Here is a 22,371-nt window from a genome sequence, read left to right as displayed (position 1 = left end):
TTCTTGCACTTAACCGACCGGCGCATCAGGCGCAGGAACTGCGTCCGGGATCGGTTTCGGGCGCCCCTTTCGGAAATAGATCGGCGCAAACGCCTCTTTCTGGTTCAGTTCGAGCTGACCTTCGCGCACCAATTCGAGCGCGGCGGCAAAGCTCGAGGCGAACACCGTCGCGCGCTGCGTCGGATCGGCGACGTGGCGGATCAGGAAGTCGTCGAGCACGCCCCAGTCGTCCTGCTCGCTGATGCTGCCGACCAGCCGCTCCAGCGTGGCGCGCGCCTCCGCGAGCGACCACACCGTGCGCTTGGCCAGATGCACGCTCGCCAGCACGCGCGACTGGCGCTGCGAGGCGTAGGCGGTGAGCAAATCGTACAGCGTCGCCGTGTATTTCGGATGCTTGATCTCGGCGATCTGCTCGGGTCCGCCGCGCGGGAAAATATCTCGCTGCAATTGCGGCCTGTTCATCAGCCGGTTGGCGGCCTCGCGGATGGCCTCCAGCCGGCGCAGACGGTTGGCGAGCGCCGTTGCCATCTGCTCCGCGCTCGGGCCTTCGGCACTCGGCGGCTCCGGCAGCAGCAGGCGCGACTTCAGGAAGGCGAGCCAGGCCGCCATGACGAGGTAGTCGGCCGCAAGCTCCAGCCGGATTTTTCGCGCGGCTTCGATGAAGTGGAGATATTGGTCCGCCAGTGCCAGGATCGATATCTTGGCGAGGTCGACCTTCTGGTTCCGAGCCAGCGCGAGCAACAGGTCGAGCGGGCCTTCATAGCCCTCGACGTCCACCACCAACGCCGGTTCATCCTCGGCGAGCTCTGCAGGCCGCCCGGTCTCAAACGATAAAATTTCTGCAGTCATGCGGATGCCGTGTTTGCCCGTGCGATCAATGCGTCCAGCTCAGTGCGCGCGGCGACGCGGTCGAGCGGCTGCGGCGCCTTGCGTGCGGCGAGCGCGGCGTTCGCCCGCTCCAATGCCCTGCCGGACAGTTCTGGTGTCTGGCCGGCGACCTCGCGCATCTCCTCGATGTTGCCGTTGCAATGCAGGGCCACGTCGCAGCCGGCCGCGAAGATGGCGCGGGTCCGCTCGGCGATATTCCCCGACAGCGCGTTCATCGACACGTCATCACTCATTAACAAACCCTGGAACCCGATTGCGCCGCGAATCACGTCAGCAATCATTGTCGCAGATGTCGTCGCCGGATGGGCGGGGTCGACCGCGCTAAACACAACATGTGCAGTCATGGCCATTGGCAGATCCGACAGCGGCATGAACGCCGCGAAATCGGTCTGTTCCAGCTCGGCCCTCGGCGTGTCCACCATCGGCAGCTTGAAATGGGTGTCGGCGGTGGCCCGGCCATGACCGGGAATGTGTTTGAGCACCGGCAGCACGCCGCCCTGCTCCAACCCTTCGGTGACGGCGCGCGCGATCGCCGCGACCTTGCCCGGCTCAGTACCGTAGGCCCGGTTCCCAATGACGGCATCGGCGCCCGGCACCGGCACGTCGGCCAGCGGCAGGCAATCCACGGTGATGCCGAGATCGGCGAGATCAGCTGCGATCAGGCGGGCGCTGAGGCGTGCCGCGGTTAGCCCGAGCGCCGAATCAGTGTCGTACAAGTTCGAGAAAACAGCGCCGGGCGGATAGGCCGGCCAGTGCGGCGGACCCAGCCGTTGCACTCGCCCGCCTTCCTGGTCGATCAGGACAGGCGCGTCGGCGGCACCTGCCGCCGCCCGCAATTCCGCAACCAACGCAGCAACTTGAGCTGGTGTGACGACGTTGCGCTTGAACAGGATGAAGCCCCATGGGCGCTGGGCACGGATAAACTCCCGCTCGGTGGCGGTCAGTTCGGTTCCGGAAACGCCGGTAATGAAGGCCCGCGTGCTCATAATGGCCGATTAACCCTGACCCGCGAGAGGGTCAAGGAAACGGCCGTTAATTCCTCTGGACGAAGCAGGCGGACAAGCCGGCAGACTTCAGGCTGTTGCAGGCGTGCGTCGCCTCCTCCGCAGAACTATAGGGCCCAGCGAAGGCGCGGTAGACGACCCCCTTGCCCTTGTCGGTGAGGTCGACACGCTTGATCACCGGCGAGCGGGAGCCAAGCACGCTGCCATACTTGCTCTGAAGCACGCGGTACGAGGCCGCTGCGCTTTCCTCGCTCTGCTGCGAGGAGATCTGCACGATGTAGCTGCCACCGCCACTGCTGGCGGGGGCGAGCTGAGCGGGGGCGGTCGCAGCCATCCGCTGCGGCGGCTCTGCGGCCGGTGCCGATTGCGGCGCCAGCGACATCGGCTGGTTCGCGCTGGCATTGGCCGAGGTCGGCGGATTGCGCGGCGCGGCGGGTGCAGCTGGCGCAGCAATGGGCTTCGGTGCAGCCGTCGCGGGCTTGGCGCCAGCGGCCGATTGCGGCGTGGCGCTATCGGTCTGATCACCCTTCACCGCGACAGTCCTGATCGGCCGCGGCGAATTGTTCGGTAGCGTGCCGTTGCTCGCAGCCGTCCCCGCGCCCGGCGCCGGCACCATCGACGGCGAAACGCTCGCGACCGATGGCGGGTTGGCATTCTGGTTCAGCGGCGGGAACACAACGCGGGGACCGCCCGCCTTGGCATTGACATCGACCGGCGCCTCTTCGCGCGGCACGATCTTCTCGGTGCCATCGCCGCTCACCATGCGATCCGGCACCTTGGCCGAGGAATCCGCCGGCGCGGGCACGATCTTGGTCGGGGTGTTGTCGGCCTTGATGATCGGCGGCTCTCCGCTGCGGGGCGAGCCGACATAGGTCTTGTAGGCAAAGGCAGCGCCCGTGCCGACCACGGCAAGCGCCAGGATCGCCGCGACCGTCATCATGCCGCCGCGCCGCTTCTTCGGCTCATCGAGTTCGGCCTCGGGATAGTCGCTCTGGTAGGCGTAGGGATCATCCGGGTAAGCCGGCTCACGCTGGTAATCCTGCTCGCCGGCCTCGAGCCGACCATAGAGCGCATCGTCGTAGCGCGCCGGATCAGGCTGCTGATGTGGTTCCTGATAGGCTTGTTGCTGGTAGGCGTGATCTTGCTGCTGGTAAGCCTGCCCGTGATATGCGTGATCCTGATAGGCCTGCGGCTGATGAAGATCGGGCGCGGCGGGCTGGGCTGAATAGCGATGCAGCGGATGAACCGGGTTCACGGAGACGGGATAGTCAGGCTCCGGCGCGGGTGCCGGCTGCACATTGGCACGCCGCATCCATGAAGGCGGTGTCGGCGGGGCCGGCTCGGCATAGTCCTGTTGATCATCGTCCTGCCGATCGTCGTCCTGATAGCCTTGGGCGGGCGGAGAAGCTGCCGGCGGGCGCGCGCCGGGCCGCGACTGCGCGGCGAAAGGATCGGTCTGTCCGATCAGGCGAGCGAGCTCAGCCAAGGGATCACTTTCCGTCCTGCCATGCGGATCGCCACCGCGACCATTGTCATCGGAAGGAAACGGTCTGTCCTGATATCGTTCGGCCATCGTGATGATGCGTCCCTTCGGGAAAGCCGCGCGCCCCTCGACCAAGGCACGGCTTTCGACCCACAAGGCTTCAACCAAGTCTAAGCGATCCGGCTTCTGCCGGTTACCCCCGAATTCCCCTTAAGTAGTTCGCCCCAAACTACCGCATCTCGTTCGGGGCATGGACGCCGAGGATGGCGAGGCCCGATGCCAGAACCGAGACGACGCCCTGGACCATTGCCAGCCGCGCCTTTGTTAGATCTGCATCATTATTGATAATGAAGCGTAAATACGGCAAATCGCGCCCCTTCGTCCAAAGTGCATGAAATTCGCTGGCTAAATCATAGAGATAAAAGGCAATTCGGTGCGGCTCGTGGGCTGCGGCGGCAGCTTCGAGCATGCGAGGATATATTGCGAGGCGCTTAAGAAGTTCAAGTTCGACCGGATCCGACAGCCGTTCCACAGCCGACTCACTGAGCCATGCGATTCGTTTGCCAGTATCGTCCGGCAGGTCCGGGAACACCTCGGCTCGCGCATTGCGGAAAATCGAGTGGCCCCGGGCGTGGCCGTACTGGACGTAGAACACCGGGTTGTCGCGCGACTGTTCCATGACCTTGGCGAGGTCGAAATCGAGCACCGCGTCGTTCTTGCGGTAGAGCATCATGAAGCGGACGGCGTCCTGGCCGACTTCATCCACCACCTCACGCAAGGTGACGAAGTCCCCGCTCCGCTTGGACATTTTCACCGGCTCGCCGTTGCGCAGCAGCTTCACGAGCTGGACGATCTTGACATCGAGCGCGCCCTTGCCCGATGTCGTCGCCTTCACCGCCGCCTGCATGCGCTTGATGTAGCCGCCATGGTCGGCGCCCCAGACGTCGATCATCTCGGCGAAGCCGCGGTCGAACTTGTTCTTGTGATAGGCGATATCGGAGGCGAAGTAGGTGTAGGAATCGTCCGACTTGATCAGTGGACGATCGACATCGTCGCCATAGGCAGTCGCCTTGAACAGCAGCTGCTCGCGGTCTTCCCAATCCTCGACCGGGGCGCCCTTCGGCGGTGGCAGGCGGCCTTCATAGATGTCGCCCTTGGCCTTCAGGAAATCGATGGTGTCGGCGACTTTGTTGTTGCCGGCCTCGATCAGCGAGCGCTCCGAGAAGAACACGTCGTGGCGGATGTTGAGCGCCGCGAGATCGTCCTTGATCTCGTCCATCATCATCGCGATCGCCTTGGCCCGCACCGTCGGCAGCCATCCCGCATCGCTCATGGCGAGGAGCTTATCGCCGTGCTCTTTGGCCAAGGCTGCCCCGACCGGCTTAAGGTAGTCGCCGGGATAAAGGCCTTCGGGGATCGCACCGATGTCCTCGCCGATCGCTTCGCGATACCTCAGGAAGGCGGAGCGCGCGAGCACGTCGACCTGGGCACCGGCGTCATTGATGTAATATTCGCGCGTGACGTCGTGACCTGCAAAATCCAGGAGGCTCGCCAGCGCGTCGCCGAATACGGCGCCGCGGCAATGGCCGACATGCATCGGCCCGGTCGGATTGGCCGAGACGTACTCGACATTGACCTTGGAGCCGCCGCGAACGCGGCCGTAATCGGCGGCCTCGCGCAGCACCGTGCGCAGCGCCTCGGCCCAGGCGGCGGGCTTCAGCGTCAAATTGATGAAGCCGGGACCGGCGACGTCGACCTTGGCGATCAGCGCATCAGTGCGCAGCCGTTCCGCAATCTGCTCTGCGAGATCGCGCGGCTTTGCTTTTGCCTCTTTCGCCAGCACCATCGCGGCGTTGGTCGCCATGTCGCCATGGGCGGCATCGCGCGGCGGCTCGACCACCACGCGGGAGAAATCGATGCCCTCGGGCCAGTTGGCCTCCGCCGCAAGCGCGCGGCAGGCGGCGTGCACGCGTGCAAGCACGTCGGCGAACAAATGCAGGGATGATGATGTCTGGGGCATGGTCGCCGCCTAACGCAAATCCGGGGTCGAGTCAAAAAGCCGTTGGTGCTCGGTCAGGGCAAAACGGTCAGTCATTCCGGCAATGAAATTGCCGATCCGGCGGGCCCGGTCGCCCTCATTGTCCGCCTCCGCCCCCAGCAGCCATTCCGGCGGCAGCTCGGCCGGCTCCTTCAGGTATTTGGCGAACAGGTCGAACAGGATCTGCTCCGCCTCGCCCATCACCCGCATCACCCGCTTGTGGCGGTACATGTGCTGGTACAGGAAGCGCTTGATCGCCGCCTCTTCCTCGGCGACCTCGGCCGGGAACGCGATCAGCGCCCTGCTCTGCTGCCGGACGTCCTGGGCCGACTGCGGCTTCACCGCGAAGAGGTTCTTCTGCGCCTCCGCGAACACCGCGCCGATCAGATGCGAGATCAGCTCGCGCACCAGCTCGGCGCCGCGCCTGAGGTCTTCGAGTTCGGGGTAATGTGCGGAGGTCTCGGCAATGATCTCGGCCGTGAGCGGCATCACCTTGAGATCGTCGAGATGGAACAGGCCCGCGCGCAGGCCATCGTCGATATCGTGGGCGTCATAGGCGATGTCGTCGGCGATGGCGGCGACCTGCGCCTCCAGCGAGGCGAAGCTCCACAATTCCAGGTCGTAGGTCTTGATGTAGTCGGCGATTCCGACGGGAATGCCGTGCTCGCGATAGCGCCCGACCGGCGCACCGCTGCGGTCGGTCAGCGGGCCATTGTGCTTGACGATGCCTTCCAGCGACTCCCAGGTCAGGTTGAGCCCGTCGAACTCGGGATAGCGGTGCTCGAGCGAAGCGACGACGCGGAGCGTCTGGGCGTTGTGATCGAAGCCGCCGAACGCCTTCAGGCAGGCGTCCAGCGCCCGCTCGCCGGCGTGGCCGAACGGGGGATGGCCGAGATCATGGGCCAGCGCGAGGGTTTCGGTGAGATCCTCGTCCAGCCCGAGTTGCCGGGCCAGCGCCCGGGCGATCTGGGCCACCTCCAGCGAATGGGTGAGGCGGGTGCGGTAGTGATCCCCCTCGTGGAACACGAACACCTGGGTCTTGTACTTCAGGCGGCGGAACGCGGTGGCATGGATCACGCGGTCGCCATCCCGGCGGAACGGGCTGCGGGTCCGGCTCGGCGGCTCGGCGACCAGCCTGCCCCGGCTGCGATCGGGGTCGCAGGCATAGGGCGCACGGGGGGCTGCCATTCCGACGGACACGGCGAATTTAGTCCCTATCCATTTGATTCTGCGTATGGTGGCACTTAACTATGTCGGGCGCGGGATACCAAATAAAATGGGTATGACGCGGGACGACGGGACTATCGGAGACCAGCAATGACCACTGCCGTGACCATCAGTGACAAGGCCGCACGCCGGATTGGGGAGATCCTCAAGGGCGAAGGCTCTGGCGCGATGCTGCGCATTTCGGTCGAGGGCGGCGGCTGCTCGGGCTTCCAGTACAAGTTCGACATCGACCGCGCCCGCAGCGACGACGATCTCGTGATCGAGCAGGACAATGCGGTGGTGCTGGTCGATTCCGCCTCGCAGGCGTTCCTGGAGGGGTCACAGGTCGATTTCGTCGATGACCTGATCGGCGCCTCGTTCCGCGTCAACAATCCCAACGCCACGGCGTCCTGCGGCTGCGGGACCAGCTTCTCGGTCTAACGGGCATCTTAAGCGCCCGTAATCTGCCTTTCCTCGTCCGTCCACTCCATGTCGGCGGGCATCGGCTCCGGCTGGAGCGGCGCGTCCTCCAACATCACGTGGCCGTCCAGCGCACGCAGCAATGCGGCGACCAGCGCCGGCTTGCGCAGCGGCTTGGCCAGGAAGTCCGACATGCCGGCCTCGCGGCAGATCCTGGCGTCCTCGTTGAAAGCGTTCGCGGTCAGCGCGATGATGGGCAAGGCCTCGAAGCGCCCGCCTTGCGCGCGGATCGCGCGGGTGGCGGCGAGCCCGTCCATGTCGGGCATGCGCACATCCATCAGCACGACATCGTAATTGCCTTCGCAGGCTGCCCCGACGGCCTCGGCGCCATCAATGACGACGCGCAGCTCGACGTCGAACGCTCCCAGCATCTTGCTCACGACCATGCGGTTGACGGCATCGTCCTCGGCGACAAGCACCTTCAGCGGCCGATCGTGACTCGCAATACGGGCCTTCAGACCGTCGGCTTCATCACGGCCTGCGTCCTGATCTGACGTTTGCGTCTGGCTCCACGGCAGCACCAGCGTGAAATGGAAGGCAGAGCCCTCTCCTGGCGTCGAGGTGACGCCGATGGTACCGCCCATCTGCTCGATGATGCGCCGGGAGATCGCAAGGCCGAGGCCCGTGCCGCCGAAGCGGCGGCTGATCGAGGCATCGGCCTGGGCAAAGTCGCTGAAGAGCTGGCCGAGTTTTTCCGGGGCGATACCGATGCCGCTGTCGGTCACGGTCCATTCGACGGTCGCCAGCAGATCGCGCCGCGCCTGGCAGGTGGCTGAGATCGTCACTTCGCCTTGATCGGTGAACTTCACCGCGTTGGAGGCGAGGTTGAGCAGCACCTGGCGGATGCGCGCGACGTCGCCGCGCAGCGTCGGCGGCAGGTTCGGATCCAGCTCGACCTTGACCGTCAGCCCCTTGCTGTTGGCACTTGCGCGCGCGACATTTGCGACGGTCTCGACCAGCGCCCGCGGGGCGAAGTCGATCGCCTCGAACGCGAAGCGGCCGGCCTCGAGCTTGGAGAGGTCGAGGATGTCGTTGAGAATGCGCTGGAGATTGTCGCCGGACTCGCGGATCGTGGTGACGGCCTCGCGCTGCTCCGGATCGAGTTTTGTCTCCAGCAGCATGCTGGCGAGCCCGAGCACGCCATTCATGGGCGTGCGGATCTCGTGGCTCATCACGGCGAGGAAGTCGGATTTCGCACGGCTCTCGGCCTCGGCCTTTTCCGCGCGCCAGCGCTCGGTCACGTCGCGCCCGAAGCCGCGATAGCCGAGGAACTGTCCCTCGCGGTCATAGGCGGGCTTGGCCGTCAGCGACCACAGCCGCGCCTCGCCGCCGGCGACCACCTTGAGGTTCATCTCGTGCAGCGGTTCGTTCTGCTCCATCAGGCCGACGACGTTGTAGGCTGCGCTCTTGTCCTCAGGGCAGAGCATGTCGAGCACGTCGGCGAAATGCGATCCCTTCAGCAGCGGGAGCGGCAGCTGCGCGACGTCGGCGAATCGCTGGGGCACGTCGATCAAATGCCCTTCGGCATCGGTTTGCCACAGCCAGTCGCTGGCGTTCTCCTGAAAATCCTTCAGCAGCAGCGAGATGATCTCGGTCTGGCGTTCGAGTTCGAGCTGGGCCTTGAGATTGCCGAGGAAGAGATTGCCCTGCGAGACGATGTTGCGCGCCATGAAAAATGCAAACAGCAGCAGGAACACCGCCGTCGCCAGATAGGGCCCGGCGCCGCAGAGCAGCAGCGCGCCGGCGCAGGCGACCGTCACGGTGGCGAGATAGACGAGGCCGGCACGCGGGAACGTCGAGAGCGTGAAGGCGCCGCCCGACATCATGCCGACCATCAGGCAAGCCAGGAGCAGCTGGCTGGTCGGCTCGATGCGGCTGAACAAAGCGAGCGGCAACGTGCCCCAGATCGCGGCGAGGAAGACCGCCTGCCGCAGCATCTGCCCCGCGGCATGGGATGAGGCCTCCTGCAGCGGGCTCCGACGCGACCGCCGCCATGCGCGCACCGCGAGCGCGGCGGTGGTGGCGAGCGTCAGGCCCCAGATCGCAAGGAAGTCATTCCAGCCCCGGCCCCAGAACAGGATCAGCACGATGGCGACGTTCAGCATCGTCACCGCCATGGTTACCGGCATCAGCTGCGTCACCGCGTCGATCTGCTTGGCGCGAATGCGACGGATCTCGCGCTCGCTGAGATCGGCAGTCAGGCCGTCCTCGATCTCGAAGCCGCCCAGCCAGTACAGGAACGCGCCGATCAAGCCGTCACGCGGCTCAGTTAGCTTCATCGACTTGTCGGGCCATCCCATCCGAGGAACCTTTTGACGATCAATGGCCTGCTGCCTGCTTAAGCCGGGTTAATTTTGTGGGAGATTTCGCGGCGTCCTTGACGGGCGCGTTTGCAGTTTGTTCTAACCATGGTCCCTGCCCGGAGCCTGCCGACATGACCATCAGAGTTGCCACCTGGAACGTGAACTCGGTCCGGCAGCGGATCGACCTTCTGCTGACCTGGCTGAAGGAATGCCAGCCGGACATCGTCTGCCTACAGGAGATCAAATGCGTCGACGAAGCCTTCCCTCGGCTGGAGATCGAGGCGCTCGGCTACAACGTGGTCACGCACGGGCAGAAGACGTTCAACGGCGTCGCCCTGCTCTCCAAGCTCCGGTTCGACGAGACCAAGTCGGGCCTCGCCGGCGACGACGAGGATGCCCATGCCCGCTTCCTCGAAGGCGTGGTGACGCTCAAGCGCGGGGTACTGCGCATCGCCTGCCTCTATCTGCCCAATGGCAACCCGGTCGGGACCGAGAAATATCCCTACAAGCTCAAATGGATGTCGCGGCTTCTTGATTATTCGAAGGAGCGCCTCAAGACCGAGGAGCCGCTGATCCTCGCAGGCGATTTCAACGTCATCCCGCACGCCCGCGACGTGCACAATCCGGCCGCATGGACCGAGGACGCCCTGTTCAAGCCGGAGACGCGGGAGAGCTTTCAAGCCCTGCTCGGCCTTGGGCTGACCGACGCCTTGCGCGCCGTCACCGACGAGCCCGGGCTGTACACCTTCTGGGACTACCAGGCCGGAGCCTGGCAGAAGAACCAGGGCCTGAGGATCGATCATCTGCTGCTGTCGCCGCAGGCCAGCGACAAGCTCGCCAATGTCGGAATCGACAGCTATGTGCGCAGCTGGGAGAAGCCGTCGGACCACGTGCCGGTATGGGCGGATCTGGATCTGGAGGCGGCGTAAGGCTGGCGGCTAGATGGTGGCACGGCGCCAAGGCGCCTTGTCCACCCTAGATCCCGCTTACTCCCGGCGGCCCTGCACCCACTGCTCCAGCATTTGCAGGCACATGGCGCGGTCGTCGTCGGAGGCCTTGGCGAAGGCGCGGTTGTAGCTTTCCTTGATCCAGCTCTCGTCAGCGCCGGCGCTGTCGCGCGCCAGGGTCAGCCACATCAGGCCGCGCGCGGCCTGTCGCGGCAGACGGTCGCCGTTGAACAGCATCTGGCCGAGCAGCGCCTGTGCCTCGTGCTGGCCCTTCTGGGCGGCGAGGCCGAGCCAGCGCGCGCCATAGCGGAAATCCTCGCGCGAGGCGTCCGGGGTCTTCAGGTAGAGCCGGGCGAGATCGTATTGCGCGTCGGCATTGCCGAAATAGGAGGCCGCATAGGAGAACATCTCCCGCGCCCGCTCCGGGTCCGACTTGATCTTCGAGTTCGGGATGCCGGTCAGATAATAGCGGCCGAGCGCGACGAAGGCGTTGGCCACGATCTGCGCCTGCGGAGCCGACGGGCTGTCCTCGGCATGCGCATTGGCGACCCGGCTGAAATATTCGAAGGCGCGCAGATCGTCCTGGGCGACGCCGTCGCCATTGGCGTACATGCGGCCGAGCTTCCACTGCGCGATGGGGTGACCACCCTCGGCGGCATATTGCAGCGCGTTGAGCGATGCCTCCTGAGGCGCAGCCACCGGCGCGACCTTGCCGCGCACGGTTGCCGCGGTTCCCGGCAATGTGGTCACAACCGGGATGGTCGCATCCTTCGGGTTGACCGGAGCGCCGTCGAAGGCGAGCGCCGGCGTGGCCAGCGCACTGACCCCCAACACAAACGCAACTATGGCACGCCTAGATGTCCGCATAGCACTGTTTCTCGTGCGCGCCGCCCGGATGGGTAACTGCCCCCCCGACCGCTGGTCCAACCTGCTGAGCATATTTCCAGAGCGCACCCGACGTGTGGTTAGTCGCGCGAGCGCTCCATTTGGTCTTGCGTTGGGCGAGCTCGGCGTCGCTCAATTTTACGTTAAGGGTACCGGCAACCGCGTCGATCTCGATGATGTCGCCGTCCTCGAGCAGCCCGATCGGACCGCCAATGGCCGCTTCCGGCCCGACATGGCCGATGCAGAAGCCGCGGGTGGCGCCGGAGAAGCGGCCGTCGGTGATGAGCGCGATCTTGCCGCCCATGCCCTGGCCGGTCAGCGCCGCGGTGGTCTGGAGCATTTCCCGCATGCCGGGACCGCCCTTGGGCCCCTCGTAGCGGATCACGATGACTTCGCCTTCGCGGTAGGTGCGCTTCTGGACCGCCTCGAAAGCATCCTCCTCACGGTCGAAGCACCTGGCCGGACCGGTAAACCTGAGGTTGGACATTCCCGCGACTTTCACGATCGCACCTTCTGGCGCCAAATTGCCCTTCAAACCAACCACACCGCCCGTGACGGTGATGGGCTTGTCTGCCGGGTGCACCACATCCTGGTGCGGATTCCACTTCACGCTCTTGAGGTTTTCAGCGATCGTGCGGCCCGTGACGGTAAGGCAATCACCGTGCAGGAAGCCGTTGTCGAGCAGCGTCTTCATCAGAAGCGGTATGCCACCTACTTCAAACATGTCTTTGGCGACATAACGGCCACCCGGCTTCAAATCCGCGACATATGGTGTCTTTTTGAAGATTTCGGCGACGTCGAATAGGTCGAACTTGATGCCGCACTCATGCGCGATCGCGGGTAGGTGCAGCGCAGCATTGGTCGAGCCGCCCGAGGCGGCGACCACGGCAGCCGCGTTCTCCAATGCCTTGCGGGTGACGATATCGCGCGGCCGGATGTTGGACGCGATCAATTCCATGACCTTCTCGCCCGCGGCCATGCAGAAGGCGTCGCGGATTTCATAAGGTGCGGGCGCACCGGCTGAGTAAGGCAGTGCGAGGCCAATCGCCTCGGAGACGGTCGCCATGGTGTTGGCGGTGAACTGCGCACCGCAGGCGCCCGCCGAGGGGCACGCCACGCGCTCGATCTCGTCGAGGTCCTCGTCGGACATGGCCCCGACCGAGTGCTTGCCGACTGCCTCGAACATATCCTGCACGGTGACCTGCTGGCCGCGGAAATTGCCGGGCAGGATCGAGCCGCCATAGATGAAGATCGAAGGCACGTTGAGGCGGACCATCGCCATCATCATGCCGGGCAGCGACTTGTCGCAGCCGGCGAGGCCGACGAGCGCGTCGTAGGCGTGGCCGCGGATTGTCAGTTCGACGGAATCGGCGATGCATTCGCGCGACGGCAGCGAGGAGCGCATGCCGTCATGGCCCATGGCGATGCCGTCGGTGACGGTGATGGTGCAGAATTCGCGGGGGGTGCCGCCGGCCGACGCCACACCCTTCTTCACCGCCTGCGCCTGACGCATCAAGGAGATGTTGCAGGGCGCGGCCTCGTTCCAGCACGAGGCGACGCCGACGAAGGGCTGGTGGATCTGCTCGGTGGTCAGACCCATGGCGTAGAGGTACGAGCGATGGGGCGCACGCGCAGGGCCTTCCGTCACGTGACGGCTCGGCAGCCTCTGCTTGTCAATCTTCGCGCCCATCGCAAAACCAGTTTCCCCGGCCAACCCTTTCAGACCCGAAAAATCAGAGCCAAGATTTGAATCGACCTTGGGATTTTCTCGTGGCGTTGAGGACTGCCCGCTGCCTCCAAAAACATTAGAGCGATTTTATTCATGTTTGGGTGTGGCCAAAAAGCGGCGGGGATGCGAACCGCCCGTGATGACGGTTAAATCTAGGACGGGTGTTGCATGGACGGCACAATCGTTACCGCGAAGACACGGGTTCGCTTACTGTAATACCTCGCGAAAACGACCGGCGCACAACTTCAGATTTCGTGGGGCATATCACTCCTGAACGGTCCACGCCGCGGCGGCTGCACGGGCGAGTCGGGGGCGCTCTCTCACCAACGACAGCGCTCGGCCGCTCGTGTCCCGGACAAGCTGCAACGCTTGAGCGGCGCGGCGCAGAGCCGGGACCCAGAGCGACATGGCACCAGTCCGCGACGTGGGGCCCCTGCTCAGCAGCGCACCATCCAGGGAACGCTGCGCTGCGGGCACGAGAGCGGGGTAACGCGCACGCCGCGTCCACGCGGCCATTGCGACGAGCCCTTTGCGACGAAGCAAATCCAGAATCTTTCAGCGGTGGGATTCTGGATTGCTTCCGCCGTTGCCAAGGCTTCGCCGGACAAGTCGCTGGCACTTGCAATGACGATCCTGTTGGTCGTCCCCGCGCAACCGCGAAGCTGGAGCCGCGCGGGTCGCGCTATGTGCTGGCCTTTCGCGGCGGCGTGCGCGCTCGGTGGGATTTACAGCCTCTCCAGTGCTGGCCGTTCGGACTTGTCGAGACGGTCTGGACGGGGTCGCCTTGCGACGGTGGCGCCGCTCAGGTCCGCCCTCGGAAACGCTGGGCCTGGGCCCAGGCGGCAGCGACGTCTCGTGGCGGAACATCGACGCGCTTGATCGGGGTCAATTCGCCGGAGGCCGAGACGATCGCGGTTTCCTCGCGGCGGCAGCGCGTGCAGACAAAGCGGACCTCGTGCGGGGACGCCCACCAGCTCGATCGCTTCACATTGGCCGCCATCGGCCAAGCATCGCAATGCGAGCACGACACCAGAAATCGACCGGGATCGAGCATACCCATTTCCATCGGACTCCGCGTCCTGCCGCCTCCTTCAATGTTTAACGCAAGTGAATCGTTCCGGTGTCTTAGCACCGCCAGTTTTCACCGGTTCTTCCCCTGGGGAGCTAATGATCTCAGACTCGCCGTCCCCACCTCTGCAAGCGTCAGGACTTTAGCGCGCGCCCTTGAGGGTGCAGGAGGTCGTGCAGGTAACCGTGTTGCCGTGGTCGCACGATTTGCAGGCGTTAACGCACTGGTTCATGTCACGGGGATTGTACGAGCTGTAGTTCCGCATCGCGCAGACCGGGGTCGCGCCGGTGATGTCCTGCTCCTGATTGCAGGCGGCCGTCATGAGCGCGAAAATAAGGACTGCAAGAAGGCGCATGGGATTGCCCCGTAGAGAGCGGCAAAGCAAAGATCAGCGGGGTACGCTGCACCGCAACGGACCCCGGCATTCCCACTACGAGCAACGTTGACGCACGACGCTCGCATCCCCAGAGGATGCGCGCCAAACCTTAAGAACGGATTGCAGCCGGCCTCAGGCCGCAGCCTTGGTCGCGATCGCCTGGCGCATGTCCGCCGCCAACTGACGGTACTGCTCCGAAAGCTTCAGATAGAACTCGCGCTTGGCACTGTCGGTGGCGAGCTTGGTAATCAGCTCGCATTCGGCGGTGAGCGTCTCGAACCGTTCCAGCCTGTCCTGAAGGTCTGTCATCGGCGTGTCCCCATCAAACGCCTCAAGGACATCCAAATTAAGCCCGGGAAATAGGTCACGGCGAACATCGTTATCGAGTAGAATCAATTTTTCCGCCGCGGCAGCTATTTGCGGTCCAGCCGCCAGGCGCCATCCCAGCCGGCGGCCGGCGGGTTGGCCTCGAAACTGCGCGATGCGGCCGAGCATCGTCCGCGAGGGGCCATCATCGGGAACGGCTTCGAGCGCCGTATTGAAGGCGGCGCGGGCGTCGTCGAACCGCCGGGCGAGATAAGCGGCGAGCACTTCGGCATAGTGCGTTCGCCGGTCGCGCGAGCCCACATCGTTAAATGAGGCCAAAGCGCCTACGCTTGTTCTCCCTTGCGTAAAAGTTCCCTTGTTCTCCCTTGCGGGAGTTCCCCCGCCGCATCCGTATTTTGCCGCATTGTTGCGACAGCGTGAGGATGCGACACGATGCTGATGCATCGTGTCGGTGCTTTGATTCTCAAGCCGCATGTCGTCGCGGACCTTGGTTTGTGGTGGTTTCGCAGGGGGGACCATGGAATGAACCAGTGCCTACGCTCGCTCGCGTGTGTCGTTGCCGCGGCCGCAATGGCCCTTCTTCCCACCGAGCTCGCGGCCAAGAGCAGCCACAAATCGTCCGCGCCGAAGAAGACGCACGAGGTGAAAGCCGGCAAGCAGCGTCATGCCGCGGTGAAATCGCGCCACGGCAGGCATGCCGAGGCCAGGCATAAGTCGAAGAAGAGCGACGACGCGCCGTCCGACAAGCCCGCAACCCCGCCGCTGACTGGCGACCTCGCCGCGCTGAAGGACGCGATCGATCTCGCACGCAAGGGCAAGACCGACGACGCGAGCGCCGCGCGCGACCGCATCGCGGACCCCGCCGGACGGAAGCTCGCGGACTGGTTCATGCTGCGCCACTCCGAGAGCACAGCGAATTTCAGGCGTTACGCCGCCTTCCTCGACGCCAATCCTGACTGGCCGAGCAGCGCCCTGCTCCGCCGCCGCGCCGAGGCGCGGCTGTGGCAGGAGAAGAGCGATGCGGCCATTGTGCACAAATTCACCATGGACCGGCCGGCCAGCGCCAAGGGCAAGTTCGCGCTGGCCCGCGTGCTGCTCGTTGAAGGCGACGCCGACTGGGCCGCGCGGCTCGTGCGCGAGGCCTGGCGCACGGACGAATTGTCGGAGCGCAGCGAGGAGGACTCCTACGAAGCGTTCCACGATCTCCTCACCGCTGACGATCATCGCGCCCGCATGGACAAGCGGCTCGGCGCCAAGGACTATTCGGCTGCCCGGCGCGCGGCAAAACGGCTCGGCGAGGATGCGCTCGCGATCGTCAAAGCCTGCGCCGCCGTCACCGGCAAGGCTAGCAAGGCCAAGGATTATCTCGAGGACGTCCCGGCCGACGCACGGCGCGATCTCGGCTATGTGCTGTGCCGAGCCCAGTGGCACCTCCAGAATAACCGCATCGACGACGCGGCCGAGGTGATCCTGGCCGCCGCGCCCGCCACCATGGCGGCCCAGGACACCGATGCCTGGTGGCGCGAGCGCCGCCTGCTCGCGCGCAAGCTGCTCGACCAGGGCAAATTCGAAACGGCCTATGACGTGGTGCGCACCGCGGCGGTGCCCGAGAAGGAAGTCTACCGCGTCGACTACCACTTCATGTGCGGCTGGATCGCGCTGCGATTCCTCGGCGATCCCAAGTCGGCGATCATGCACTTCGCCGCCATCGACGAAGGCTCGGCCAATCCGATCGCGCTGTCGCGCGCCCATTATTGGCGCGGCCGTGCCGCCGATGCGATGGGCGCGAGCGCGGATGCGCAGATGAGCTATCGGGCGGCCTCGCGCTATCCGACCGCCTATTACGGCCAGCTTGCACGTGCAAGGCTCGGCCTCGACCGCATCGAGCTGCGGGCGCCCTCGCCCGTGCTGGCGGCAGCCGACATGCAGCCCTCAGACGAGCGCGTGCGTGCCGCCGACATGCTCTACGGCATCGGCGAGCGCGACGTGGTGTTCTATTACGCCGAGGATTTTGCCAAGGAGAGCACCGACGTCGCAGCGCTCGAAGGACTCGGCGCACTCGCCGGCCGGCGCAACGATGCGCGCGTCATGCTGGAGGTCGGCAAGTCGGCGCTGGCACGCGGGCTCGCGCTGGACCATTACGCCTTCCCCACAATCGGCATCCCCGAGCACCGGCAGGTCGCGCCCGCGATCGAGACCAGCGTGATCTATTCGGTGGCGCGCACCGAAAGCTCGTTCGACCAGCGCGACAAATCGGCCGCCAATGCGGTCGGGCTGATGCAGGTGACGCCCGAAGCCGGCCGCGACACCGCCAAGCGCTTCGGCCTGACCTATGACTGGGGCAAGATGGTATCGGATCCCGTCTACAACACCCAGATGGGCGCGGCCGAGCTCAGCGCGCTTTTGTCGGAATATCGCGGCAACCAGATCATGACCTTCGCCGGCTACAATGCCGGCCGCGGCCGCGTGCGCGAATGGGTGCAGGCGCGCGGCGACCCCCGGGATCCCAAGGTCGATCCGGTCGACTGGGTCGAGCGCATCCCGCTGTCGGAGACGCGCAACTACGTCCAGCGCGTGATGGAGAACGTGCTTGTGTACCGGGCGCGCTTTGAGGGCAGCAGCGTGGTCGCCGGGAAGAGCGAGCAACGCGTTACAGCGCAGGACGTGGGCCCAGTGCCGACGGCATCGGCCGCAGCCGCCGCGCCCTAGTTTCGCGACGCCGGGGCTGGACGCGGCGCGAAGCTGGGTGCAGTGACCGCGACCGACCTCTCTGCGCGGGTCCGCGTCGTTCGGCGAGCCGTCACCTCCTTCCGTGGTCAGAGGGGTCGTACGCGCGCAGAAATGCTTCCGTCAGCGAGCGCGAGACCACGCCCATCTGCAGTATCCAGCTCCAGCTCGAAGTGGCCGTGAAAACCGTGATCGCTTCAAGCGAACTGCGGTAGGGCCAGAGCATTTCCACCGTCGTGTGCTGATATCGACGGTAGTAATCATGGCTACAGTACCGCCGCTCCGCGGGGACATGGCGGACGTAACTCGAGCCCAGCTGCTTGGCGCACGCGCTGCAGGTACCGGCGTGGCGAGGCCCTTCCTGATTGACGAGCATGAATCTCATCGTCATGTCCTCTCACCCGGAGGGCAAATCCGCCGGCGGTTTTACTCCCCTGTCCTCTCAAGACGCCGCTCGTGTGCGCCCCTCAGTGAGCGGCGCAGCTTCGCCATGAAGCGCGTAACACTCATAGCCGCAGTAGGGCAGCAGCGTCTTCGCATCGCGCAGATAGCCGGCGCTGATCTCCTCGCAGCACCATAGGCAAAACGTTTTTCGGAAAGGGGTCCTTCCGTTCACCAATATAAATCTCACGTGGCGCCTCCCAGAGCGAAGCAGAAGACCGCGTCGACCAGAGAGGCGGACGGCGGCGGCGCGCAAAGATGGTTGCGGCCGTCGGGATTGTCTCTATTTCGCTCGACCTTCTGGGCTGGAATGAGGATGTATTTCCCGTCTTCCCGGCGCCGCGCGTAGACCTTGCCGTCGACGTAATGCATCTCGGTCGGGTAGCAATCCGCGCTGTTGCAACAACTCAGCACTGGGTTATCGGGCATGCGCCAGCTGGAATAGAACTCGTCGTGGAGGAGCCGATCCTGAAGCGGATGGTGACGATGTGTAGCATCCTGTCCAACCTCGTCGGCCCCCACCCCCGTCATCAACGGAAACGGGAGCGCGATCACCAAGAGGAGCTTGCAAACACGGTTCAACACGCAGCCTCCTGATTGAGAAATGCCGAACGGGGCGGATCCGGCGGATTGTTCTCACGCCGCCTGAAACCGAAACAGCCATCGACGGTCGCGTTCGCGGCGCGCCCTGAAGCGATCGAGACACTTCCGGGAGCAGAGCGGCGCTCGCCAAGAATAATACCGGATCAGGCCGAACTTCCCGCTGCAGACGGCGCAGCTTTTTGCGGCAGAAGGGCGGTCGGAGCGTTCGGGCTTATCGCACATGGTCCTCTCCTCCTGGCGTCTGATGGGTGCCTCTGATGGTCCAGGCTCCCCACGGGCGCTGATGCACGGTCATGACGTTCGTCAACGAAATGCGGCTTCTCAATCGTGACCGGCCGGATGATCGGCAAGTCGCGCGGCGGCGGAGGCGAAGCTGGCCTCTCGGGTGCACGATGCCGAGCAACTCGACGGCTCGCGCTTCGCGATCGACTCCGCTGGATTGCCGGTGAGCCTAGTCCCGATGCGACGGGCCGCTCAATTGTACGGAGGTAAATGCAGCGTATGACTAGGGTTGCGCGACCTATACATAGGTTTGCCCGGTGATCTTCCGGAGCTTCGTCCGCGCGCAACGAGACGGCGCAAGCTGGCAAGCTGCACGGAGACCGCGAACTTTCGATGCGGAATCCTGGCTTGATCGGAGGGAATTGCCCCTCCTGTCGCAAAGTGCTCTACTTGCCCAGCCCCCAAGCGGGCCGGGACGCCTGCGATGATGCCTGGCCAGATCGCAAGATTAGGGAATTCGGCCGCGCAATTCCTGCTCGGCGGCCTTGCGGCGCTTCGATCTCTCGGCAATGCAGCGAAAGACGGGCCCGCGGCTGGAAACGGCCGGCGGCCGGACAACGCCGATCTCCGCGACGCCGTGAAGCAATGGCGGCAGGTGTTCGAGCATAATCCCGTCATGTACTTCATGGTCGATCCGGCCGGTACGGTGCTCAACGTGAATACATTTGGCGCCGCACAACTGGGCTACACGGCGGCCGAGCTGACCGGCCAATCCGTGCTGAACGTCTTCTTCGAAGAGGACCGCGATTTCGTTCGTCGCTGTGTCGGGCTGTGCCTGGAAACCGTGGACCAGTCGCACACCTGGGAGATTCGCAAGATCCGGAAGGACGGCTCGGTTCTCTGGGTCCGCGAAAACGCCAAGGCCATGCGGCGCGGCGACGGCACGCCGATCGTGCTGGTCGCTTGCGAAAACATCACCCAACGCAAGGAGGCGGAGGATGCGCTGCGGCAGAGCGAGGCCTACCTTGCCCAAGCGCAGGAATTGAGCCGCACCGGCAGCTTCGGCTTGAGTCTGGCAACCCGTGAGGCCGTCTGGTCCAGGGAGACCTTTCGCATCTTCCAATGTGACCCGGCGGTAAAGCCGACCCTGGATTTCGTTTTCCAGCGCATCCATCCGGAAGATCGCAATGCGGTCAGCAAGACCCTCGATCGAGCCTTCCGCGACGTGCAGGACTTCGACCATGAATATCGCCTGCTGATGCCCGATGGATCCATCAAATATCTCCATTCCGTGGCACGCGCGGTGAGACATGGATCCGGGCACATCGAGTTTGTTGGCGCCGTCACCGACGTCACGACTGCAAAGGAAGCGGAACAGAGGCTGCGTCGCAGCGAAGCCTATCTGACCGAAGCCCAGCGCCTCAGTCATACAAGCAGCTGGGCCTGGGACGTGCGCCGTCAGGAGTTCGCTTACAGATCGGCCGAACTCTATCGCCTGTTCGGATTCGACCCCGACCAGATCGATCTGTCGGCACGGGCTTTCCAAAAACGAATCCTCGCCGAAGACTTCGGCCGGATTGTCGATGTGGAACGTCATGCAATCCAGCAAAAGCGACCTTTCGAAGTTGATTTTCGGATTGTACGTCCGGACGGTTCGGTGAGACACGTCCATACGGAGGGACGTCCAGTCATCAGCGGCGACGGCGATGTGATGGAAATCATCGGCACCCACGTGGACGTCACCGAACAGTTTGCCGCAAAACAAGCGCTGCAGAAGGCCTTTGACGAGATCAAGCTATCCGAGCAACGATTCCGTGACTATGCCGAAACCGCATCGGACTGGTTTTGGGAGACCGGACCGGACCACCGTATCACCCGGATCTCGGAACATGCCGAGACGGGTGCGGTCCCCACGGGCGTGATCGGCCTGGCCCGTTGGGACATTCCGCCCGACGCCGAGCTCGAGCCCGAGAAGTGGGAGCGGCATCGCGCGACGCTCGATGCCCACCTTCCGTTTCGCGACCTGGTCTACCGAAGCAAGGATCGCAACGGATCTCCAATCTACGTGCGCACCAGCGGCAAACCCTTGCACGATGCGAACGGAAATTTTCTCGGCTATCGTGGCGTCAGTACCGACGTAACCGCGGCGGTCCGCGCCGAGCAGGCGGAAGAAGCGCTGCGCAAGGCGCAAGCCGAACTCGCCCATGTCACGCGCGTCACGATGCTTGGAGAACTCACGGCCTCGATAGCCCACGAGATCAATCAGCCGCTTGCCGCCGTGATCTCCAACGCAGACGCCTGTATCGGATGGCTCGACCGCGAACCGGCCGAACTGAATGCCGCGCGCCGTTCCGTGGAATGGATCGTCGAAGACGCCAATCGCGCCAGCGAGGTGATCCGGCGGATCAGAGCGCTTGCGAAGAAGACCGAGATCGAGATGGCTCCGGTCGACATGAACCAGCTCGTCAGGGAGACGGTGGCGCTCGTTCGGGGCGAGCTTGCCACCCGTGCTGTGTCGGTGCGAATGGAGCTGGCGTCCGCTCTACCCCGGGTTTGCGGCGACCGGATCCAGCTGCAGCAGGTGCTGATCAACCTGGTCGTGAACGGGATTGAAGCCATGCACGCCAATGTGGAATGCCCGCGCGAGCTTGCGATCCGCTCCAGCCAAGTGAGCGAGCACGGCGAAAGCCGCATGCTCCTGACCGTGACGGACAGCGGGACCGGCCTTGGCAACGGCGCGACCGAGCGCATCTTCACACCTTTCTTCACGACAAAGCCGAGCGGCCTGGGGATGGGACTGTCGATCTGCCGATCGATCATCGAAGCTCACGCGGGCCGGCTCTCGGCATTCCCCAATGACGGGAGCGGTGCGACATTCCAGATTGCCCTGCCCTTGCCGATCGAGGACACGTCGTGACTGACCTTCCCAAGGCCGCGACGGCGCAGACAAGCGTCGACGATCCGATAGTCTTGATCGTCGACGACGATCCATCAATGCGCCGTGCGCTCACCAATCTCTTTCAATCCGTCGGCCTCCGGGTCGAGGCTTTCGGCTCTGCGGCGGAGATCATGGAAGCCAAGCGACCGGCGGTCCCCAGCTGCCTCGTGCTCGACATTCGCCTGCCGGGCTCCAGCGGCTTTGACCTTCAATCGGACCTCGCGAAGGCGAACATTCACACCCCGATCATCTTCATCACCGGTCATGGCGATATTCCGATGACCGTCAGGGCCATGAAGAGCGGCGCCATCGATTTTTTGACCAAGCCCGTGCGCGACCAGGACATGCTGGATGCGGTTCAGGCCGCAATCGAACGGGACCGCAAGCGGCGCAATGCCGAGGAGTCGGTCGCGGGAGTGCGGTCCCGCTTCGAGGGTTTGAGCGCGCGCCAGCGCGACATTCTCACCCTGGTGGCATCCGGCCTGATGAACAAGCAAGTCGCTGCCGAGCTTGGATTGGCCGAGATTACCGTCAAGATCTATCGTGGGCAGATCATGCGGAAAATGGGCGCCAAGTCGTTGGCCGATCTCGTCAGAATGGTGGAGGCGCTCGGAATCTCACGGCCGGGGGGAAAGGTACAAACCTAAGTATGCTTTTCAAGCTCGCTCCAAGGGCTCACTTTCCGCCAGGTGCGGCACCGTGATC

16 protein-coding genes and 1 pseudogene are annotated in these 22,371 nt (G+C 64.4%); 5 read left to right on the top strand and 12 right to left on the bottom strand.

The window, feature by feature from the left end:
- Window positions 1–9: 9 nt before the first annotated feature.
- The 5 genes from IVB28_RS14835 to IVB28_RS14815 form a co-directional block, all read right to left on the bottom strand.
- Complete coding sequence (locus IVB28_RS14835) at window positions 10–849, bottom strand: ScpA family protein (protein WP_247527144.1); 840 nt, start codon at window positions 847–849, stop codon at window positions 10–12.
- Window positions 846–1,874 carry a beta-N-acetylhexosaminidase gene (nagZ, locus tag IVB28_RS14830; protein WP_247527143.1) on the bottom strand — a complete coding sequence of 343 codons (1,029 nt, stop codon included), beginning with the start codon at window positions 1,872–1,874 and terminating at the stop codon, window positions 846–848. Before nagZ ends, IVB28_RS14835 begins: the two co-directional genes overlap by 4 nt.
- A gap of 46 nt (window positions 1,875–1,920) precedes the next feature.
- The gene (locus IVB28_RS14825; protein WP_247528548.1) at window positions 1,921–3,465 is read right to left on the bottom strand and encodes an SPOR domain-containing protein; all 1,545 of its coding nucleotides are present in this window, start codon (window positions 3,463–3,465) and stop codon (window positions 1,921–1,923) included.
- Window positions 3,466–3,604: 139 nt separating this feature from the next.
- A complete protein-coding gene (gene argS / locus IVB28_RS14820) occupies window positions 3,605–5,395 on the bottom strand; it encodes an arginine--tRNA ligase (RefSeq protein ID WP_247527142.1) in 1,791 nt (596 codons plus the stop codon).
- A 9-nt stretch (window positions 5,396–5,404) separates the two neighbouring features.
- Window positions 5,405–6,613, bottom strand: a complete 1,209-nt coding sequence (locus IVB28_RS14815; protein ID WP_247527141.1) for a deoxyguanosinetriphosphate triphosphohydrolase — start codon at window positions 6,611–6,613, stop codon at window positions 5,405–5,407.
- 117 nt (window positions 6,614–6,730) lie between these two features.
- Here IVB28_RS14815 and erpA point away from each other — a divergent pair, with 117 nt between their 5' ends.
- Complete coding sequence (gene erpA / locus IVB28_RS14810) at window positions 6,731–7,060, top strand: iron-sulfur cluster insertion protein ErpA (protein WP_247527140.1); 330 nt, start codon at window positions 6,731–6,733, stop codon at window positions 7,058–7,060.
- A gap of 8 nt (window positions 7,061–7,068) precedes the next feature.
- Here the strand turns inward: erpA and IVB28_RS14805 are convergent, their stop codons facing one another.
- On the bottom strand, window positions 7,069–9,399 hold the full coding sequence (locus IVB28_RS14805; RefSeq protein ID WP_247527139.1) for an ATP-binding protein: 2,331 nt from the start codon (window positions 9,397–9,399) through the stop codon (window positions 7,069–7,071).
- Between the two features lie 134 nt (window positions 9,400–9,533).
- Here IVB28_RS14805 and xth point away from each other — a divergent pair, with 134 nt between their 5' ends.
- A complete protein-coding gene (gene xth / locus IVB28_RS14800) occupies window positions 9,534–10,331 on the top strand; it encodes an exodeoxyribonuclease III (RefSeq protein WP_247527137.1) in 798 nt (265 codons plus the stop codon).
- A gap of 57 nt (window positions 10,332–10,388) precedes the next feature.
- On the opposite strand, the gene IVB28_RS14795 is transcribed toward xth, so the two are convergent.
- The 5 genes and pseudogenes from IVB28_RS14795 to IVB28_RS14775 form a co-directional block, all read right to left on the bottom strand.
- A complete protein-coding gene (locus IVB28_RS14795) occupies window positions 10,389–11,216 on the bottom strand; it encodes a tetratricopeptide repeat protein (RefSeq protein WP_247527136.1) in 828 nt (275 codons plus the stop codon).
- On the bottom strand, window positions 11,203–12,924 hold the full coding sequence (gene ilvD, locus IVB28_RS14790; protein ID WP_247527135.1) for a dihydroxy-acid dehydratase: 1,722 nt from the start codon (window positions 12,922–12,924) through the stop codon (window positions 11,203–11,205). The genes IVB28_RS14795 and ilvD overlap by 14 nt, the downstream gene beginning before the upstream one ends.
- An 841-nt stretch (window positions 12,925–13,765) precedes the next feature.
- Entirely contained in the window at window positions 13,766–14,017 is a 252-nt protein-coding gene (locus IVB28_RS14785) for a hypothetical protein (RefSeq protein WP_247527134.1), read from the bottom strand.
- 157 nt (window positions 14,018–14,174) lie between these two features.
- On the bottom strand, window positions 14,175–14,387 hold the full coding sequence (locus IVB28_RS14780; protein WP_247527133.1) for a hypothetical protein: 213 nt from the start codon (window positions 14,385–14,387) through the stop codon (window positions 14,175–14,177).
- Window positions 14,388–14,821: 434 nt separating this feature from the next.
- A pseudogene (locus IVB28_RS14775) lies at window positions 14,822–15,017 on the bottom strand (adenylate/guanylate cyclase domain-containing protein); the annotation flags it as partial.
- Between the two features lie 240 nt (window positions 15,018–15,257).
- Here IVB28_RS14775 and IVB28_RS14770 point away from each other — a divergent pair.
- Window positions 15,258–17,444, top strand: coding sequence for a lytic transglycosylase domain-containing protein (locus IVB28_RS14770; protein ID WP_247527132.1), 2,187 nt, complete (start codon window positions 15,258–15,260; stop codon window positions 17,442–17,444).
- 645 nt (window positions 17,445–18,089) lie between these two features.
- Here the strand turns inward: IVB28_RS14770 and IVB28_RS14765 are convergent.
- Entirely contained in the window at window positions 18,090–18,458 is a 369-nt protein-coding gene (locus IVB28_RS14765) for a hypothetical protein (RefSeq protein WP_247528547.1), read from the bottom strand.
- 754 nt (window positions 18,459–19,212) lie between these two features.
- On the opposite strand from IVB28_RS14765, the gene IVB28_RS14760 reads away from it, so the two are divergent.
- Entirely contained in the window at window positions 19,213–21,645 is a 2,433-nt protein-coding gene (locus tag IVB28_RS14760; protein ID WP_247527131.1) for a PAS domain S-box protein, read from the top strand.
- Complete coding sequence (locus IVB28_RS14755; protein ID WP_346730733.1) at window positions 21,642–22,313, top strand: response regulator transcription factor; 672 nt, start codon at window positions 21,642–21,644, stop codon at window positions 22,311–22,313. Before IVB28_RS14760 ends, IVB28_RS14755 begins: the two co-directional genes overlap by 4 nt.
- Window positions 22,314–22,371: the final 58 nt, after the last annotated feature.

This window comes from Bradyrhizobium sp. 199 (genome assembly GCF_023073355.1).
Lineage (GTDB): Bacteria > Pseudomonadota > Alphaproteobacteria > Rhizobiales > Xanthobacteraceae > Bradyrhizobium.
Note: the sequence above shows the minus strand (reverse complement) of the source record. Positions and strands in the feature narration are given on the sequence as shown.

Bases quoted from the DNA above. Each gene is read 5' to 3' on its own strand.
- IVB28_RS14785 (WP_247527134.1), bottom strand. From the start codon at position 14,017: ATGCTCGATCCCGGTCGATTTCTGGTGTCGTGCTCGCATTGCGATGCT.
- xth (WP_247527137.1), top strand. From the start codon at position 9,534: ATGACCATCAGAGTTGCCACCTGGAACGTGAACTCGGTCCGGCAGCGG.
- IVB28_RS14835 (WP_247527144.1), bottom strand. From the start codon at position 849: ATGACTGCAGAAATTTTATCGTTTGAGACCGGGCGGCCTGCAGAGCTC.
- IVB28_RS14825 (WP_247528548.1), bottom strand. From the start codon at position 3,465: ATGGCCGAACGATATCAGGACAGACCGTTTCCTTCCGATGACAATGGT.
- ilvD (WP_247527135.1), bottom strand. From the start codon at position 12,924: ATGGGCGCGAAGATTGACAAGCAGAGGCTGCCGAGCCGTCACGTGACG.
- IVB28_RS14795 (WP_247527136.1), bottom strand. From the start codon at position 11,216: ATGCGGACATCTAGGCGTGCCATAGTTGCGTTTGTGTTGGGGGTCAGT.
- IVB28_RS14780 (WP_247527133.1), bottom strand. From the start codon at position 14,387: ATGCGCCTTCTTGCAGTCCTTATTTTCGCGCTCATGACGGCCGCCTGC.
- IVB28_RS14770 (WP_247527132.1), top strand. From the start codon at position 15,258: ATGAACCAGTGCCTACGCTCGCTCGCGTGTGTCGTTGCCGCGGCCGCA.
- erpA (WP_247527140.1), top strand. From the start codon at position 6,731: ATGACCACTGCCGTGACCATCAGTGACAAGGCCGCACGCCGGATTGGG.
- nagZ (WP_247527143.1), bottom strand. From the start codon at position 1,874: ATGAGCACGCGGGCCTTCATTACCGGCGTTTCCGGAACCGAACTGACC.
- argS (WP_247527142.1), bottom strand. From the start codon at position 5,395: ATGCCCCAGACATCATCATCCCTGCATTTGTTCGCCGACGTGCTTGCA.
- IVB28_RS14760 (WP_247527131.1), top strand. From the start codon at position 19,213: ATGATGCCTGGCCAGATCGCAAGATTAGGGAATTCGGCCGCGCAATTC.
- IVB28_RS14805 (WP_247527139.1), bottom strand. From the start codon at position 9,399: ATGGGATGGCCCGACAAGTCGATGAAGCTAACTGAGCCGCGTGACGGC.